The organism is Paucibacter sp. KCTC 42545 (assembly GCF_001477625.1).
Taxonomy (GTDB): Bacteria; Pseudomonadota; Gammaproteobacteria; order Burkholderiales; family Burkholderiaceae_C; genus Paucibacter_A.
Genome location: NZ_CP013692.1, coordinates 4863651 through 4880090, shown reverse-complemented (window position 1 = coordinate 4880090; position 16440 = coordinate 4863651). Strand labels below are relative to the sequence as shown.

The 16440-nt window shown below is 60.9% G+C and carries 12 protein-coding genes and 2 pseudogenes; 7 read left to right on the top strand and 7 right to left on the bottom strand.

Features of this window, described 5'->3' with window-relative positions:
* Nucleotides 1-14 precede the first annotated feature (14 nt).
* Nucleotides 15-734 carry a glycine zipper 2TM domain-containing protein gene (locus AT984_RS20920; protein ID WP_058721755.1) on the top strand — a complete coding sequence of 240 codons (720 nt, stop codon included), beginning with the start codon at nt 15-17 and terminating at the stop codon, nt 732-734.
* Between the two features lie 120 nt (nt 735-854).
* On the opposite strand, the pseudogene AT984_RS20915 reads toward AT984_RS20920, so the two are convergent.
* Nucleotides 855-1511, bottom strand: a pseudogene (locus tag AT984_RS20915) (ATP-binding protein); the annotation flags it as partial.
* A 128-nt stretch (nt 1512-1639) separates the two neighbouring features.
* Here AT984_RS20915 and AT984_RS24050 point away from each other — a divergent pair.
* A pseudogene (locus AT984_RS24050) lies at nt 1640-2017 on the top strand (Tn7 transposase TnsA N-terminal domain-containing protein); the annotation flags it as partial.
* A 259-nt stretch (nt 2018-2276) separates the two neighbouring features.
* Here AT984_RS24050 and AT984_RS23730 read toward each other — a convergent pair.
* Entirely contained in the window at nt 2277-3227 is a 951-nt protein-coding gene (locus tag AT984_RS23730; protein WP_058719307.1) for an IS481 family transposase, read from the bottom strand.
* A 120-nt stretch (nt 3228-3347) separates the two neighbouring features.
* Between AT984_RS23730 and AT984_RS20905 the strand changes: the two genes are divergently transcribed.
* The 3 genes from AT984_RS20905 to AT984_RS24045 are packed head-to-tail and all read left to right on the top strand — an operon-like array spanning nt 3348 to nt 6546.
* A complete protein-coding gene (locus AT984_RS20905) occupies nt 3348-5306 on the top strand; it encodes a Mu transposase C-terminal domain-containing protein (RefSeq protein ID WP_058721753.1) in 1959 nt (652 codons plus the stop codon).
* Entirely contained in the window at nt 5303-6193 is an 891-nt protein-coding gene (locus AT984_RS20900; RefSeq protein ID WP_058721752.1) for a TniB family NTP-binding protein, read from the top strand. Before AT984_RS20905 ends, AT984_RS20900 begins: the two co-directional genes overlap by 4 nt.
* A 2-nt stretch (nt 6194-6195) precedes the next feature.
* Nucleotides 6196-6546: a TniQ family protein gene (locus tag AT984_RS24045; protein WP_156422161.1), complete on the top strand. Its 351-nt coding sequence runs from the start codon at nt 6196-6198 to the stop codon at nt 6544-6546.
* Here the strand turns inward: AT984_RS24045 and istB (AT984_RS20895) are convergent.
* The 3 genes from istB (AT984_RS20895) to AT984_RS20885 form a co-directional block, all read right to left on the bottom strand.
* Nucleotides 6506-7243, bottom strand: a complete 738-nt coding sequence (gene istB / locus AT984_RS20895) for an IS21-like element helper ATPase IstB (protein ID WP_058719889.1) — start codon at nt 7241-7243, stop codon at nt 6506-6508. The two genes, AT984_RS24045 and istB (AT984_RS20895), sit on opposite strands and share 41 nt — an antisense overlap.
* A 103-nt stretch (nt 7244-7346) precedes the next feature.
* Nucleotides 7347-8891, bottom strand: a complete 1545-nt coding sequence (gene istA, locus AT984_RS20890; RefSeq protein WP_058719888.1) for an IS21 family transposase — start codon at nt 8889-8891, stop codon at nt 7347-7349.
* A 668-nt stretch (nt 8892-9559) separates the two neighbouring features.
* Nucleotides 9560-10755 (bottom strand): IS3 family transposase gene (locus AT984_RS20885; RefSeq protein ID WP_156422099.1). Its coding sequence is split into 2 segments (ribosomal slippage): nt 9560-10497 and nt 10497-10755, totalling 1197 coding nucleotides; the frame shifts between segments, so codons are not numbered across the junction.
* A gap of 827 nt (nt 10756-11582) precedes the next feature.
* Here AT984_RS20885 and AT984_RS20875 point away from each other — a divergent pair.
* Both AT984_RS20875 and AT984_RS20870 read left to right on the top strand, forming a co-directional pair.
* Nucleotides 11583-12566, top strand: a complete 984-nt coding sequence (locus AT984_RS20875; RefSeq protein WP_058721751.1) for an AAA family ATPase — start codon at nt 11583-11585, stop codon at nt 12564-12566.
* Between the two features lie 261 nt (nt 12567-12827).
* The gene (locus AT984_RS20870; RefSeq protein WP_197418197.1) at nt 12828-13784 is read left to right on the top strand and encodes a S8 family serine peptidase; all 957 of its coding nucleotides are present in this window, start codon (nt 12828-12830) and stop codon (nt 13782-13784) included.
* A gap of 133 nt (nt 13785-13917) precedes the next feature.
* Here the strand turns inward: AT984_RS20870 and istB (AT984_RS20865) are convergent, their stop codons facing one another.
* Both istB (AT984_RS20865) and istA (AT984_RS20860) read right to left on the bottom strand, forming a co-directional pair.
* On the bottom strand, nt 13918-14655 hold the full coding sequence (gene istB, locus AT984_RS20865) for an IS21-like element helper ATPase IstB (protein WP_058718811.1): 738 nt from the start codon (nt 14653-14655) through the stop codon (nt 13918-13920).
* A 23-nt stretch (nt 14656-14678) separates the two neighbouring features.
* The gene (gene istA, locus AT984_RS20860; protein WP_058718810.1) at nt 14679-16229 is read right to left on the bottom strand and encodes an IS21 family transposase; all 1551 of its coding nucleotides are present in this window, start codon (nt 16227-16229) and stop codon (nt 14679-14681) included.
* Nucleotides 16230-16440 lie beyond the last annotated feature (211 nt).

Sequence of the window (16440 nt, the reverse complement as noted above, 5' to 3'; positions counted from 1 at the left end):
GCTAATTTCCACCCATGACAAATTCTTCCGTTTCCAGTTCCGCGTCACAACGCTATATCGGCATCGCCCTGCTGGCCGCCTTGTTGGCCGGGGTCTATGCCTTGGGTCGCTCGCAGTCGGGCTCGGCGCCCAGCGATACCGCTACGCCTGTTGCGGCCGTCAACGGCGATGCCGCCGCCGCGCCCTCGCCTGGCAATACTGAGACGCCGAATGCCCTGAGTGCACTGCCCAGCAACGTCGCGGCCTCGGCCTCAGCGACACCCAAGCTGGCGCAGGCTCAGCCGAGCGCCAAGCCGGCCGTCAAGCCAAGCAAGCCCGCCAGCCATCAAGCAGCACCTGCCCCAGCGCCTGAAACGCAAATCGCCGCAGCCGAGCCGGAGCCCAGCAAAGCAGTGGCACGATGCGAGGAATGCGCCACCGTCTTGTCCATCAAGCAAGTAGTGCATGAAGGCCAGGCCAGTGGTTTGGGCGCCGTGGGTGGCGCCGTTCTGGGCGGCTTATTGGGCAACCAGGTGGGTGGCGGCAATGGCAAGAAGCTGGCCACCGTGGGCGCAGCAGCGGCCGGTGGCTACTTTGGCAACGAGATGGAGAAGAAACGCAACGCCCGCACCGTCTGGGTGGTCAAAGTGAGCTTCTCGGACAACAGCACTCGCAGCTACGAGTATGCCGAAGCTCCACGCGTGCGCGTCAACGACACGGTGCGCGTGCGTGATGGGGAACTGACGCCGATTTAAGGCGGACTCGACCTCGCTCTAGGGCCGACTCAATCAGCCTACGCAAACTCACCGAAGCCCCGCGAGGGGCTTTGTTCATTGCCAAGGCCGCGGGCTAGCGGCGTCCCCATCCTCACGGGCTCAACTCTTACCCAGCCCACGCCGCAGCTGCACCGCCTCGGCCATCTGGGCGCTTTGAATCTGTTCGGATTCGGCCAAGTCCGCGATGCTGCGCGCCACCCGCAAGATGCGGTGGTAGCTGCGGGCCGACCAAGCCAGGCGCTCCGCTGCTTTTTGCAGGAAGGCCAGGGCCGCTGGCTCGGCCCGTGCGAATTGATCCAGCTGGGCCACCGTCAAACGCGCATTGCTGCAGCCCTGGCGCTGCAAGGCCAGCTGACGCGCCTGCGCCACCCGGCCTGCCACCGTAGCGCTGGCTTCGCCGGCAGGCTGAGCCGCCAGCACAGCGGGTGGCACGGCCGGCACCTCGATGGAGATGTCGAGCCGATCGAGAAAGGGGCCACTCAATCGCCCCTGATAACGGCTGATTTGATCGGGCGTGCAGCGGCAAGTCTGGACCGCATTGCCCAATTGCCCGCAAGGGCAAGGGTTCATGGCCGCCACCAATTGAAAGCGCGCCGGGAACTCCGACTGCCGCGCCGCCCGCGAGATCAAGATGCGCCCAGTCTCCAGCGGCTCGCGCAAAGCCTCCAGGGCATGGCGATTGAATTCTGGCAATTCGTCCAGAAACAAAACGCCATGCAGGGCCAGGGAGATTTCACCCGGCCTTGGCGGCGAGCCGCTGTCAGTTCCATCCAAATCTGCGACTGCCACTCATTGACTTTCTCTGCTATGTAGATGATCCTTTCACAACAAACAACGCGACTAAATTTCACCAATAGTCGCGACTGGATAGCAAAGTTTATCTAATGAAGCGACTGAATTTTGAATCACCCGTTCGAACCATCCGTCCTGGCAGTCGGGGCATACGTGGGCGCGTTGCTTCGTCCGGGAACGACTCGATTGCGCACGAATCGCTCCTCGAGCGTGACTGGTTTCTAAGTTTGGCGTTCGACACGCGTGTCAAGCACATCTTGGAGCAGCCCTTCACGGTGAGATATGCATTGGATGACCAACAACGGTCTTACACGCCTGACGCCAAGGTCGAATTCGCCGATGAGTCTCGGAGCTGGACCGATGTCTATGAGGTCAAGTTTCGAAAAGAGCTACTCGCCGAGTGGGATCAGTTCAAACCGCGGTTCAAGGCCGCTATGGCCTACTGCCGCGCTCGCGGTTGGCGATTCAAGCTGGTGACAGAGGTCCAAATTAGGGGGGTGCAACTCAATAACATTCGCTTCCTACGCCGCTATCGAAACCTGCCGGAACAGCCTCTTCACGCTGCTGCGTTGTTCCAGGGCCTGAAGATCCTTGGGCCTACCACGCCAAAGGAGTTGATTGCTGCAGCTTGGTATGACAAGGAAAAGCAAATGGCAGCTCTGTCTGAGCTATGGCGCCTCGTGGCCATCGGCGAGATCTGCGTGCAACTCGACCAGCCGCTCACTATGACTAGCTGTGAAGAGTCAAGACGTTGTTGCCTGAATCAGGAAGACGGGACATGGGCGGGCGGCATCCAATGCCGTGATGCGGTCGATGCCAGTTGTAGTGATGAATCCATCGCGCCAGCGCGCTGGTTCTGTCGCGGGAGTGCTGGTAGGTCTGGCTGTACGCCCACTCTCGCAGTGCCGATTGAATGAACCGCTCGGCCTTGCCGTTTGTTTGTGGACGGTAGGCCCGCGTGAAGCGATGTTTGATGTTCAACTCAGCGCAGGCCTGCTTGAAGTCCTTCGACCTGAACGGCGAGCCGTTGTCCGTGAGAAGCGCTCGCACCGTGACACCCAGCCCCGCGTAGTAGCTCACTGAAGCCTGCAGGAAGGCCACTGCGCTGCTCTTGCGCTCATCGGGGTGAATCTGCGTGAACCCGATGCGGGCGTGGTCATCCACGGCCACAAACAAGACTTCCCAGCCTGCGCCGCCGAACGTGTCTGCGCGGTTGCCGGTTACGCGATGACTGGGTCGCTCAATACGCCCGAGCTTCTTGGTATCGATGTGCAGCAGGTCGCCAGGCGCTTCATGTTCATAGCGCACGACAGGCTCAGGCGGACGTAGATCGCTGAGCTTGGACAGGCCGGCTCGTCTGAGGACGCGGCTGACGGTGGCCTTGGAAACGGTCAGGCTGGAGGCAATGCTTGCTTGCAGCATGAACTTGCGGCGCAACTCAACGATGGCAAGCGCCTTGCCCGGCTCAATCGCTCTGGGCGACTTCTGCGGCCTTGAGGACTTGTCGACCAGGGCGACTTCGCCTTGAGCAAGGTAGCGCCCAAGCCACTTGCGGGTCGTCATCTCGCTGACACCATGAGCCTTTGCGGCTTGCGCCACAGTTTGGCCTCTCAATGTGATGTCCTGAACCATTTCGATTCGACGCACGTAGGTCAATCGGGCATTCTTATGAATGTTCATCTGGGTTGTCCTCCTGAGCTGACTGGGGGTTTGGCGATTTCCAGTCTCTCAGAACCAGTCCGGGTGAACACCCGATACAACCTATTGGAACTTCACAACTAGCTCTATCTGGACTGACGCATGAGTGCGACAGGCATTGCGCCCCAGTTTTTCGCTATCGACGTCAACTCGGTCGTTACCCTCGAGGACAAGCGCTATCGAGTCACACATTTGATTTCCGTCGACACGGCATTGGCTGTGGACCTGGAGTCCGGCGAGTCCTCGCGCCTCCCTATCGAGTTACTTCGCCTTGCAGCCACCACCAAAGATAGTCCTCAGTCGAAGCCTCCACGCGACCTGACTTTGTACTCGGCCGAAGAGTGGAAGGAAGGTCAGCGTCGCCTTCAAGCCATCAAAGGGCTGCTGGAGAACCCAAAACGCACACGCGAAGACGCACAGAAGATGGCAGAGGCCGCGGGCGTGCATGTCGCGACCCTATACCGCTGGTTGGCCGAATTCGTGCGCACGGGCAACGTCTCTTCATTGGTGCCGGCCACGCGCGGACGCAAGAGCGGGACACGTCTGCTGACGCCGGAACTTGAAGCCATCATGGATTCGGTCATCGAAGAGTTTTACCTGCACAAGCAGCGGCGCACGCCAGACGAAGTCATCGAGGAGGTGGAGTCTCGTTGTCGCCTTGCAAAGGTGGCGCCACCGCATCCCAACACAATTCGCAATCGCATCCGTCGCGTGCCGGAGATCGTCAAGCTCAAGCGGCGCGGCCAGCGAGAGGAAGCTCGGAATCGCTTCTCGCCGATTCAGAGCAGCTTTGATGCTCTGCACCCATTTTCAGTTGTGATGATCGACCACACGCCAGTAGACATCATATTGGTGGACGAGGTCTTTAGGCAGCCGATCGGAAGACCCTACCTTACCCTGGCGATTGATGTCTTCAGCCGAATGGTGGCCGGACTTTATCTCAGCTTCGATCCTCCCAACTCTGCATCGGTTAGCCTGTGTCTGGCCAACGCGATGTGCCCTAAGCGCGACTACCTTGCCACGCTTGGCATTCCTGGAAGCTGGCCTGTCTGGGGCAAGATCGCGACGGTCCATGTCGACAACGCCAAGGAATTCCAAAGCATTGCGTTGGAGCGCGGTGCACAGCAGCATGGCATCGACCTCCAATGGCGGCCGCCCGCGACGCCGAATTACGGAGGCCATATCGAGCGCCTCATGGGAACTACGATGCGCGAGGTTCACAAGTGGCCGGGGACCACGTTCTCCAATCCGCAAAAGCGCAAAGGCTATGACTCTGAAGCCGAGTCGGCCATGACGTTGCTCGAGCTAGAAGTTGAACTCGTCGACTTTTTCGTAAACAAGTACCATTTGCGCCCTCACAAGAGCATTGGCGTGCCGCCAATCAAGAAATGGGAACGCGGCATCACCGGCTCCGACGATGAGCCGGGGGTGGGTCTGATGCCGATTCCGGGGGATCCTGTCCGTTTACAGATCGACTTCATGCCCCTGTCAACACGCACGATCCAGCGCTACGGCATCCAGTGGGACAAGATTACTTACTACGACCCAGTGCTCGATTCGTACATCAACGCCTGCGAACCAGACGACGAGGACGAGAAACAGAAATATCTCGTGCGACGCGACCCTCGCGACATCAGCAAAATCTACTTTTACGATCCGAAGAGTAGCCTTTATGTTCCTCTCCCGTATCGAAACATCGGCTATCCGGCAATGAGCCTGTATGAGCTCAACGAGATCCGCAAGCGCTTAGCGGACGAAGGCATCCGGGACGTCGACGAAAGCCTGATCTTCGAGCGGTTAGAACGCCACAGGAGGCGCGTGGCAGAGGCAGTCATGAAATCCAAGACCGCCCGACGAGCGCAGGCTCGTAGCCATTCGAGTGCGAAGGCGGCGCCGAAGCAGCCCGCAATATCCCGCGCCCCCACTACTGCGAGCGCAAACAAACTGGTCACCGGCTCCGTGCCGGCTACCGTGACGACTCCCACAAGCGCCAGACCTGAGGTTGACGATATTTTCGCCCAGCAGATCAAGCCCTTTGAAGAACTTGGGATGAGACGATGACAGTGCAGGACGATCATCTGCTTCCAGAAGCGCGGGCCGCCTTGGAGCGGCCCACCCCGGAGCGCGTCAGCTTCGCCCGAGAGGATCGTTGGGTGGGCTATGCCCGCGCACAGCAAATCCTTCGGCAGTGCGATGACTTGCTCATCTACCCGCGCAGCCTACGCATGCCGTGCTTGCTGCTGGTCGGCCGGGCCAATAATGGCAAGAGCTCCATCGTTGAGCAGTTCATACGCCGGCACCCACCCTTGCTTGACGAACGTGGCGCGCCTACTGGAACGGTCTCTTGGATTTCACTCCCTGCGACTCCGACGGACAGCAACTTCTGGTCGGAGGTGCTGTACTCGTTGAACATCAGTCACAACTCCAAAGAGCGCGCGGATGTGAAGCGGCACGATGCGTTTGAAGCTATGCGGTTTGCCGACACTCGCATGCTTGTCATCGACGAGTTGAACCATCTCACCAATGCAGGCAAGGAGGCCGGCAAACTCCTGGCTCAAATCAAGACTTTGACGTCGACGATGCGCGTCCCAGTCCTAGCCACGGGAACGGCGCCGGCCATCCACGCGCTTCGAAGCGAGCCGCAATTGATGACACGCTTTGAACCGATGACCTTGGATCGCTGGACGTTGGATCTTGAATACTTGCGCTTCCTGACCAGTTATGAGAAGTTCCTTCCGCTACCGGCTCCGTCGAACCTGGCAAGCCGCGAACTGGCGCCCCTGATTTATGGAATGGCGGGGGACACCATCGGCGGAACCGTCGACCTACTGAAAGAAGCCGCCGCCTTAGCAATCGAAGAGTGCAAGGACCGTATCGATGCCAAAGTTCTGTCAGATGTGCGTGCCCAGCGAATTCCCGACTGGGAAGAAGCTGCGAGGCGCGTCTGACCATGTGGGCGTTTCATCTTCGGCCAGCACCGCAGGAATTGCTCAGCAGTTACCTGACGCGTGTAGCCCATGGCCATGGCTCAACCGCAGGGGCGTTTTGCCGGCTGCACCTGAATGACAGTTGGTACTGGACTCGGGACGTAGATCGAGGTGTGGCTGCGTATTCCATTGATCGCGGACACCGATTCCACGCTCATCGCGGACAGTGTTCCACGCGATGGCGGACACCCCGGACTGGGATCCTGAGTGACGGCGGGGATGGTAACGCACAGACCTCAGATGAGCGTTTAGTGGCCGGGTGGCGCAGGGGCATCAACGCCCGTTGGCCAGCTTCCTCATGGACTCCCCTTTGAGGGCCAGTTTGTGTGAGCCATGCACGATGCGGTCCAGGATGGCGTCAGCCAAGGTGGGATCATCCAGCCAGGTGTGCCAGGCCGTCACCGGCAATTGGCTGGTGATGAGTGTGGCGCGGCTGCCCACGCGGTCATCCAGCAACTCCAGCAGGTCATTGCGCTCGTGTGCGGCAATGGGGGCAATGGCAAAGTCGTCAAGAATCAGTAGGTCCAGTTTGGCCAGTTGAGCCAGCCGACGGGTGAAGCTGCCGTCCCCGTGCGCCACATGCAGTTCCTCCAGCAGGCGCGGGGCGCGGGCGTAGTAAACCGAGAAGCCCAATCGTGCAGCTTGCTGGCCCAGCGCGCAGGACAGCCAGGTTTTGCCGCAACCGGTGGCACCTGTGAGTAAAACGTTATGCCCGTGGCGTAGCCAGTCTCCGCCAGCCAGTGTTTGGATGGTGTCGCGGCTGAGTCCGCGGTTGCTGCGCCAATCGATGTCTTCCAGGCAGGCTGTGGAGACCTTCAGCCGGGCGGCTTTGAGCAGCCGCTCCTGGCGTTTGCCGTCGCGCCAGTCCAGCTCCCGCTGTACCAGCAACGCAAGGCGTTGGTCAAAGGGGAGTTCGGCAACGTGGATCTGGTTGGCAGGATCCGTCAGGGCTGCTGCCATGCCGTCTAGGCGCAGCGTTCTGAGTTGTTGCAGTGTGTGTTCGTTGAGCATGTTGATTCCTTGTTGAATCGGTGTTTTGTTTGGCGTCTTAGTTAGACGTTATGAATCGGGTTCTTCGATAAACACAGGCCCCTGCCGGGCCTTGTGTCCGGCCTCAGTGGTAGTAGTCGGGGCCGCGCAGGTTTGCGTGCAGGGGCAAACTGGTTTGGGTGGGCAGCGGCGCATCGATGGGACGCTGATCCAGGCCGCACTGCAAGATGGAGGCGACGCTTTTGTAGTTTGGCGCACGAATCGACTGGGCACGCGCGCACGCGGCCTCCAGTCGTTCATGGCCGTACTCCCGGCCCAGGCGCATGAGGCCCAGGCAGGATCGGTAGCCCTGCTCGGGATGGGCGCGGCGCTCCATCTGCCAGCGCACCACGGCGGCAGTGGCCGCACCGATGCCCTCGGCCCAGGTGATGAGCTTGTCCGGCGTCCATTGCAGGTGCGCCCGGTGCGAGGGTGGCATGTGCTCGGGCGCGGTGGAGTGGGCCCCTCGGTGCGGGCTCAGGGCATGGACAGCCACGCGGGCCTGGCCCTCCAGCACCTCCAGCGTGGTGGCCGTGATGCGCAGCTCCACCCGCCGGCCCACCAGGCGGTGGGGGGCGGAGTAGTAATGCCCATCGAGTTCAACGTGATAGTCGATGTTGACCCGCGCGGGCTTGAAGCGAGCGATGGCCATGCGCGTCGCCGGCAAGGGCCCCAGGAGAGGCCGATCCAGGCTGGCAAAGGCGCTGGCACGGCAGCCGGGCAGTTTCTTGAACGGGCGTTGGTTGAGCTCTTGCAGCAGGGCCGCAATGGCTTTGTTCAAGGCGGCCAGGCTGAAGAATTGTTGATGGCGCAGGCGCGCCAGAATCCAGCGCTCGACCACCTGCACGGCCACCTCGACCTTAGGCTTGTCGCGCGGCTTGGCCGGTCGGGCTGGCAGCACGGCCAGGCCGTAGTGGTGGGAGAGCTCATCCAGCAAGCGGTGGCTGGTGGGCTCGTAGCGGTCGGGCCGGATCATGAGCGCACGCGGCTGGTCAGGCACGAGCAGACGGGGCACCCCGCCGATGAACTCCAGCGTGGCGATGATGCAGGCGACCCAGTCGGCGGCCTTCTGGGCCGGCGTGGCGCAGGCATAGGTGTAGTTCGATGCGCCCAGCACGGCCACGAACACCTGCGCCTGGGTGATCTCGCCAGTGGCGGCATCCACCATGGGCACGGTCTGCCCGGCATAGTCCACGAAGAGCTTGTCGCCGGCCTCATGGGTCTGGCGCATGGAGCGCCTCAAGCGCTGGGCCCATTGCTGGTACTTCTCGCAAAAGGCGCTGTACTTGTAGGCCTGGCCCTGGTGTTGTGCTTGGTATTCCTCCCAGAGCAGCTGCAAGGTGACGCCGGGGCGTTTGAGTTCGATGTGAAGTGTGGCGTAGTCGGGCTCCAGGTGGCGGGACTGGCGTGCCACAGCGGGCCGGTAAAGCCGGCCCTGCAGTTCGGCGTCGCTCAAAGCCTGAGCGGCGTTCCAGTCCAGCCCGGCGACGCGGGCATAACTGGCGATCTCACTGACCGTGGATTTGGAGATGCCCAGCGAGGTGCCAATTTGGCGCTGGCTGAGTTTGCCGCTGTGCAGCAGTTGCAAAGTGTGTCGAATCTTGCTCATGGTGACTCTCGGTGTGGGCATCGCTGGGTTCCGGTGAAAAGACCGGGCAGCCTATGCCTCGTTGGAGTCACTCAGGACACAGCCAAAGTGTCCGCCATCAAAATGGAACGCTGTCCGCCATCAGCGTGGAATGGTGTCCGCGATGACGCTGGAATGCTGTCCGCCATCAACGTGGAATGGTGTCCGCCATGGCGTGGAATACGCACCTACTGAATAGCGGTGTCGAAGAGTTCCTTATCGGCCTTTCACTACGACGCCTGTCAAGTCATAGCGTTCTTAGATACAGCAGCTCACTGCGGGTGCCTGCCCCATTTTGGTATCGGAGCTTAGTTCGAAAGCACTTGGACCGGACAATCTACGTACCCAGCGAAGGGGAACTCGACGCAGCGATTCGCTACCAGGTGCGCAACGATGGAGGCAGGTTTGCCAGGGCTAGTGAGGTTTGCAAAGTCCTTGGCATGGCAACGGCCAGCAGCGCCCGGGTGGGGCGACGGATGCGGGACCTAGGTGTACTGCGGGAGAGAACTAGCCCTTGTATCGATCGCAAGCCGTGAAGCGGAGTAGTCCCGGTGAAAAGGTCTTGTGTGAAAAAATTTCTGAATTATTCACAGCACAATACTACGCTGCAAAAGTTGGCCGCATTGGAATCCTGACCTTGCCCCTCTTCCCCGGAGTTCTTAGCAACCTTGTTACGCGGCTTTATCCTGCTGGGCCGCGTGCCAGTTTTTCTCAAACGTCATGGGGCTGACGTAGCCCAGGGTCGAGTGAATTCGACTGTGGTTGTAGAAGGTCAACCAGGCAATCACTTCATCCTTGGCCTGCCGTTTTGTGCTGAACTTCTGACCGTGTAGCCGGCCCACTTTCAGTCGCCCCCACAGGCTCTCCGTCGGCGCATTGTCCCAGCAATCACCCTTGCCGCTCATCGATGAGCGCATGCCGAATTTCTTCAAGTCGCCTTGAAATTCTCGGCTGCAATACTGGCTTCCGCGGTCGCTGTGGAAAATCAGCCCAGGCGCCGGTCGACGCCGAAACCAGGCCATGCGCAGGGCGTCCGTGATCAGGCTGGTTTGCATATGGTCCTGCATGCTCCAGCCCACCACTTGCCGGCTGTGCAGGTCGACGACCGCCGCCAGATAGAGCCAGCCTTCAGCCGTCTCGATGTAGGTGATGTCACTGGTCCACTTCTGATTCGGAGCCTGCGCCTTAAAGTCCCGCCGCAGCAGATTTGGCGCCACCGGCAGGCTGTGCTTGCTGTCCGTGGTCACAACAAATTTGCGCTGGCCGCGCGCACGAATCCCGTGACGCTGCATCAACTTGCGCACCCGTTCCTTGCCCACTCGATGTCCACGCGCAACCAGCTCCTTGGCCATGCGAGGCCAGCCGTACTCCTGACCCACTTCGCCATGGACTGCGCGGATGTGGGTCAGCACCGCTTCATCGCTCAAACGCGGCGTGGCGTCCTTGCTGGGCCTTCTGGCGGCCTTGGCCTTCTGGTGTTCGAAATAGCCGCTCACGCTCACATCCAGGACCTTGCAGCTCAGGCTAACCGGCCACTGAGTCTTCATTTCTTGAATCCAGGCGTACCTTGCAGAAGATCCTGCGCAAAGTACGCCGCCGCTTTTTTTGCGATGTCTCGCTCCATCGTCATCCGAGCCAATTCGGCCCTCAAGCGCGCTAACTCCATCTGCTCAGGCGTCACAGGCTTGTCGCCGGCTCCGCTCAACTTCCCGTCCTCGCTGAGCCGTACCCAGTTGCTCAGACTGGCCTTGGGTATGCCCAAAATCTGCGCCGTCACCGCGGCCGACTGCCCGCCCTTGACCAGGCGAACCGCCTCCATCTTGAACTCCAGCGTGTACTTGCCACGCACCTGCTTTTGCTGACTCATTTCATCGTTCCTCGCTCTGATTTCATCACGAGCTAAGAACTCCGTTTTTTGGGGACAAGGTCATCCAGCGGCTTAGCACCGCGAACCTGTCGGCCACCTTAAGTCACGCCCGGCAATATCAGTAGTGCCGAGGAGCCCAGTCCAACTTGCACAGCAGTTCCATCAGCGTGTAGTTGTGCCCATAGGACTGGAATTGAATAGCCACCGGCTACAAGGATCGCAGCCAGCGGACGACTGATCTAGTTATGACCGGTTGAGCGGCTCGCAATTAGGGCGTTTCGTTTTCTGACTGGTTTGCAAGCAGGAACTACGAGCATGCCGAAGCGGCCGGCATATCGTTGAACAGAGCCCTCCTGATCGACCAAAAGCATCGACAAGCGTAGCGCAGCCATCGCTTTCCTGCACTGGATGCGGGCGGCCATGGGTGTTCGGCTGGACAGCTCGTTTAGTCAACCTGAGCGGTGAAGCGTGGCTTGCTCCAACTGTCGTGTCGTATCGCGACTTAGTTGCAAAGCACGCTGCAGAGGATCTCCGTCTGCGGTGAGACCAGAAAGCCGTGCAGCTATCGCACCAAGGCAATGGTTGATCAAGACGGTAGGCGCCCCCAGTTTTTCACTTTCGTAACGAGACAAGCATGACCGACTGATCTTCAGTTGCAGGGCGAATTCCGTTTGACTGAGGGTGCCGCGGACCAGCTTGATCAACTCCCCTTGCCGCGCCGGAAAGGACGAAATATTCATAACTGATTTGTTGTGACTATCGAATCAAAGTGCGACAATAGCACATATGGCAGATGCCTAAGGCATAACATGCATTCGGGAGCAAACATGGCACGAGCTGAACAGATCAAGGCACTCTTCAGAGCCTATGCGGGCAATGAGGACGCGCAATTCATCGCGGTGGCGCTTCAGGTTGCGGCCGAGGAGGCGCGTCGAGGGCACGGTAAGCTCGCCACGGAATTGCGAGAGCTGATTGAAGCTGCCCGCACGCCTTCTGCGCCACGCGCCCGAGCCCGCACGATGCCCCTTGTGCAGCCGCGCGGCGAACTGGCGGAACTACTCACAGCCCGGTATCCAGAGCACCATCTCAAGCAAATGGTGCTGTCGGCTGAGGTCGAGCAAAAGCTGCTTCGGGTTCTCCGCGAGCAGCGGCAGCATGAAAGATTGAACGGTCACGGGCTGTCGGCACGGCGCAAGCTCCTGCTGGTCGGGCCGCCCGGCACCGGCAAAACGCTGACAGCGGCAGTTCTCGCCACGGAGCTGAAGCTTCCTCTCTTTACCGCGAGGTTCGACAGCCTCATCACCAAGTTCATGGGAGAGAGCGCTTCGAAGCTGCGCCTAGTCTTCGAGGCTCTGAAGTCGACGCGAGGCGTCTACCTCTTCGACGAGTTCGACTCCCTAGGTCTGCAACGAGGCAGTCAGCACGACGTCGCCGAAATGCGGCGTACGCTCAATATGTTCTTGCAGCTCATTGAGCAAGACACTTCGAATAGCGTAATCATTGCCGCGACGAATCACGGCGCCTCCCTCGATTCAGCCCTGTTCCGGCGTTTCGACGACGTCATCCGATATACCTCCCCAGACGACGCGCAGATCGAAGCTTTGCTCAGCAACCGTCTGGCACTGCACGCTCCTGCGGGAATGTCTTTTTTCGGTCTTGTGTCACAAGCTCGCGGCCTGTCTCATTCCGAGATCGTTCGCGCATGCGAGGACGCCATCAAGGATGCCGTGCTCGAAGAGCAAGAGCACATCAGTGAGTCGAGCGTGCTGCTGCACTTGAAAGAGCGCGCGGCCAGTCAGCTGAACATGTAATAAAGCGGGCAACTGCATTACATTGGAACAACTAAATAACTAGTTACTCCAGGGATGGCTGACCTCGACCACTTACTTGTCTTAGGATTTACCAAAGACCGACCATTCAAATCCAATCTGTCAGTGCGCGGCACGGAATCGCCGCAGCGAAGTCGTGGTCCGCATGGCCATGCATTGCTGCGACAGCTAGAACTGCTTCGGTTAGATGCCGACGCACTGTCGCAAGAGAGGGCCGCCAGGGGGCTAGACGCGAGCGCTGGTATGACCATTGCCATCCAGTTCGCGGCAGGAACCGATTTGGACTTCAAATCGCTGGAATGGCGGCGTGACGGCGTCGAAGTGCTCAGCGTGGTCGATTCGGGAATAGGACCGGTTGTCGCACTGCATGTTCCCGAAGGGAAGTTGAGCGCGCTGGAGGGTCGGGTCCGTGATTACCTTGACAAGGACACGGCTACGGGGAAGCCCAAGAATGCCAGACTGGTCAACGCAATCGACGCGATCCGGCATGCTGCCTTCGAAGAACTTTGGACCGAAGACACCGGAGCACCGGCCCTAACCGAGGAGCCGCGTTGGTTTCAACTCTGGCTTCGGATTGGCGATGGTGTTGTTCGCGAGGTAGTCGAGACGTTTACCGTTGCTGCACAGCAGTTGCAAATCACTGTCGAGCCGGGATATTTGACCTTCCCTGGCCGCATTGTGATTGCGGCGCAATGCACGCGTCGCGCGCTAGAGCAAGCGATGAGCCTGCTCGACGTAATTGCAGAGATTCGCGCAGTGCAGCCCAATGCAGAGTTCTTCCTATCCAATCTGACGCCGCGAGAGCAGGCGGACTGGATCCAGGACTTGCTTGGTCGCTGTACATATTCCGCTCCCGATGTCGGACCCTACGTCACTTTGCTAGACACCGGTGTGAACCGAGCCCACTTGCTCCTAAGAGATGCGATCGCAGAGGAAGACGTGATGGCGGTGTTGCCGGAATGGGGCGGCGCCGATCCAGAAGGACATGGCACGGAGATGGCAGGCATCATCTGCCACGGAGACTTGGCCGGTGTCTTTGCAGGAAGCGACGACTTGGTTGTTCCGCATCGTCTGGAGTCCGTGAAGATTTTCCCGCCGCGTGGCGCGAACCCGCCGCATCTGTACGGCTGGGTCATCGCCCAAGCTGTCAACACTGTCGAGTGCGGATTTCAGCGATCCCGGACAGTCATTTCAGCGTGATGGCGGACAGCGTTTCAAACTGATCGCGGACAGTTTGGGTGCGCGCAAGTGCCTGGGTTGATGGTAGCTCAGGTGTCCGCGATCAGCCTGAATTGGGCTGGCCCGGACGGTTCTGCGGTGGTTGGTTTGGTGCTCATACCGAGTCCTGTTTCTTGCGCAGCGACTCGCCCTTGAGCGCGATCTTTTGTGCCGAATGGACGATCCGGTCCAAGATGGCATCGGCCAATGTCGGGTCATCCAACCATTGGTGCCAGTTTGAGACGGGTAGCTGACTGGTGATGAGCGTCGAGCGGCTGCCGACCCGGTCGTCGAGCAACTCCAGCAGGTCGTTACGGTCGGCCGCCGTGACCGGTGCAATCGCAAAGTCATCGATGACCAGCAGGTCAATGCGCGCCAGTTGTGCCAGGCGCCGGCCGAAGGAGCCGTCGCCGTGGGCCACCCGCAGCTCTTCCAGCAGCCTCGGCGCCCGCGTGTACAACACCGCGAATCCCTGGCGTGCCGCCTGCTGGGCCAGCGCGCATGCGAGCCAGGTCTTGCCGCAACCCGTGGCCCCGGTGAGCAACACGTTGTGGCCGTGGCGCAGCCAGTCGCAGCCCGCCAGTTGGGTGATGAGGCTGCGATCCAGCCCGCGCGAGCCTCGCCAGTTGATGTCCTCGATGCAGGCGCTGCTGACCTTGAGCTTGGCCGCCTTGAGCAGCCGGGCCAGGCGTTTGCCGTCGCGCCAATCGACCTCGCGTTGCACCAGCATGGCCAGCCGCTCCTCGAAGGACAGCTCGGCCGCTGCCGTGCGGGTGGCGCCATCGGTAAGCGCCTGCACCATGCCGTCTAGGCGCAGGCTGCGCAGTTGATCCAGGGTGTGTTCGTTGAGCAAGAGCTTCTCCTTCTTCAGTGGGGTCAGTGGTAGTAATCGGGGCCGCGCACGTTGTCATGCAGCGGGAGTGCGGCCTGCGTGGCTTGGGCCGGCGCGGCTTGCCGGTCCAAGCCGGTGGCCAGGATCGACTTGACGCTTTGGTAGGTCGGCGAGCGAATCGACATGGCGCGAACGCAGGCCGCTTCCAGCCGCTCGTGGCCGAACTGGCGCGCCAGGCTTTGCAGGCCGAGGCAGGAGCGGTAGCCTTGCTCGGGGTGCGGCCGGTGTTCCATCTGCCAGCGCACCACGGCGGCTGTGGCCACGCCGATGTGCTCACCCCAAGCGATGAGCTTGGCTGGGGTCCACTCTCGGTGCGCCCGGTGGGAGGCCGGCATGTGCTCGGGCGCCGTCGTGTGCGCCCCGCGCCGGACGCTGTAGGCGTGCACGGCCACGCGTTGCTGGCCCGCCAGAATCTCCACCGTGGTCGAAGTGATGCGCAACTCGACCTGCTCGCGCACCAGCCGGTGCGGCACGCTGTAGTAATGGCCATCGAGTTCAACGTGATAGTCAATATTGACCCGGGCGCGCTTGAAGCGGGCGATGGGCATGCGCGCTGCCGGCAGGGGTTTGAGCAGCGGCCGATCCAAGGCCGCGAAGGCGCTGGCCCGACAGCCGGGTAGCTTCTTGAACGGCCGAGCGTTCAGGTCCACCAGCAACTCCCGGACAGCGGCGTTGAGCTCAGCCAGGGTGAAGAAGCGCCGGTGCCGCAGCCGCGCCAGAATCCAACGCTCGACGATTTGCACGCCGACCTCCACCTTGGGCTTGTCGCGGGGATGAGCAGGACGCGCGGGCAGCATCGCCACGTCGTAGTGGTCGCAGAACTCTTCGACCAGACGGCTAGGCGTGGCCTCGTAGCGGTCGGGCCGGGCGATCAGGGCGCGCGCCTGATCCGGCACGATCAGCCGGGGCACGCCACCCATGAACTCCAGCGCATCCATGATGGCGCCGACCCAGTCGGCTGCTGTCTGTGTCGGCGTGGCGCAGGCGAAGGTGTAGTTCGAGGCGCCGAGGACGGCCACGAAGATCTGCGCTTGCCGGATCTCGCCGGTGGCAGCGTCCACCAAGGGCACAGTCTGGCCGGCGTAGTCAATGAACAGGCGCTCGCCGGCCGGGTGGACCTGGCGCATCGAGCGCTTGAGGCCGGTGACCCAGGCGCGGTACTTCACGCAGAAGCTGGTGTACTTGTAGGCTTGCGAGCCGGCGTCGGTCAGACCGCGCTGGTACTCCTCCCAGAGCAATTGCAAGGTGACGCCGGGGCGCTTGAGTTCCTGGTGGACGAGGGCGAAGTCGGGCTCAAGCTGGGTGCTGGACCGAGGCACAGCGGGGCCGTACAAGCGAGCCTCCAAGGCGGCATCGTCCAGCGTCTGGGCGGCGGCCCAGTCCACACCGGCGGCGCGGGCCTTCATAACGACGCTATTGACGGTCGACTTGGCGATGCCAAGCACGCGCGAACACTCGCGCATGCTCAGGCCAGATTCAAGGTGAAGTCGAAGGGTTTGTCGAAGTTGGCGCATGTGAATCCTGGGAGTGGGCATGACGGACCGAAAAATCGGTCAGCATGCCTACGGCTCAGGTCACTTGCGCGCGCCAGGGGTGTCCGGGATCAGTTTGAAACGCTGTCCGCGATCAGCCTGAAATGGTGTCCGCCTTCGTCTGAAACGCTGTCCGCGTTCCGCTGAAATGGGTGGCCGGGATGGGCTGAAATACGCAGTCGAGCAGCGCAATCCGGACAGACAGCGTGTTTTC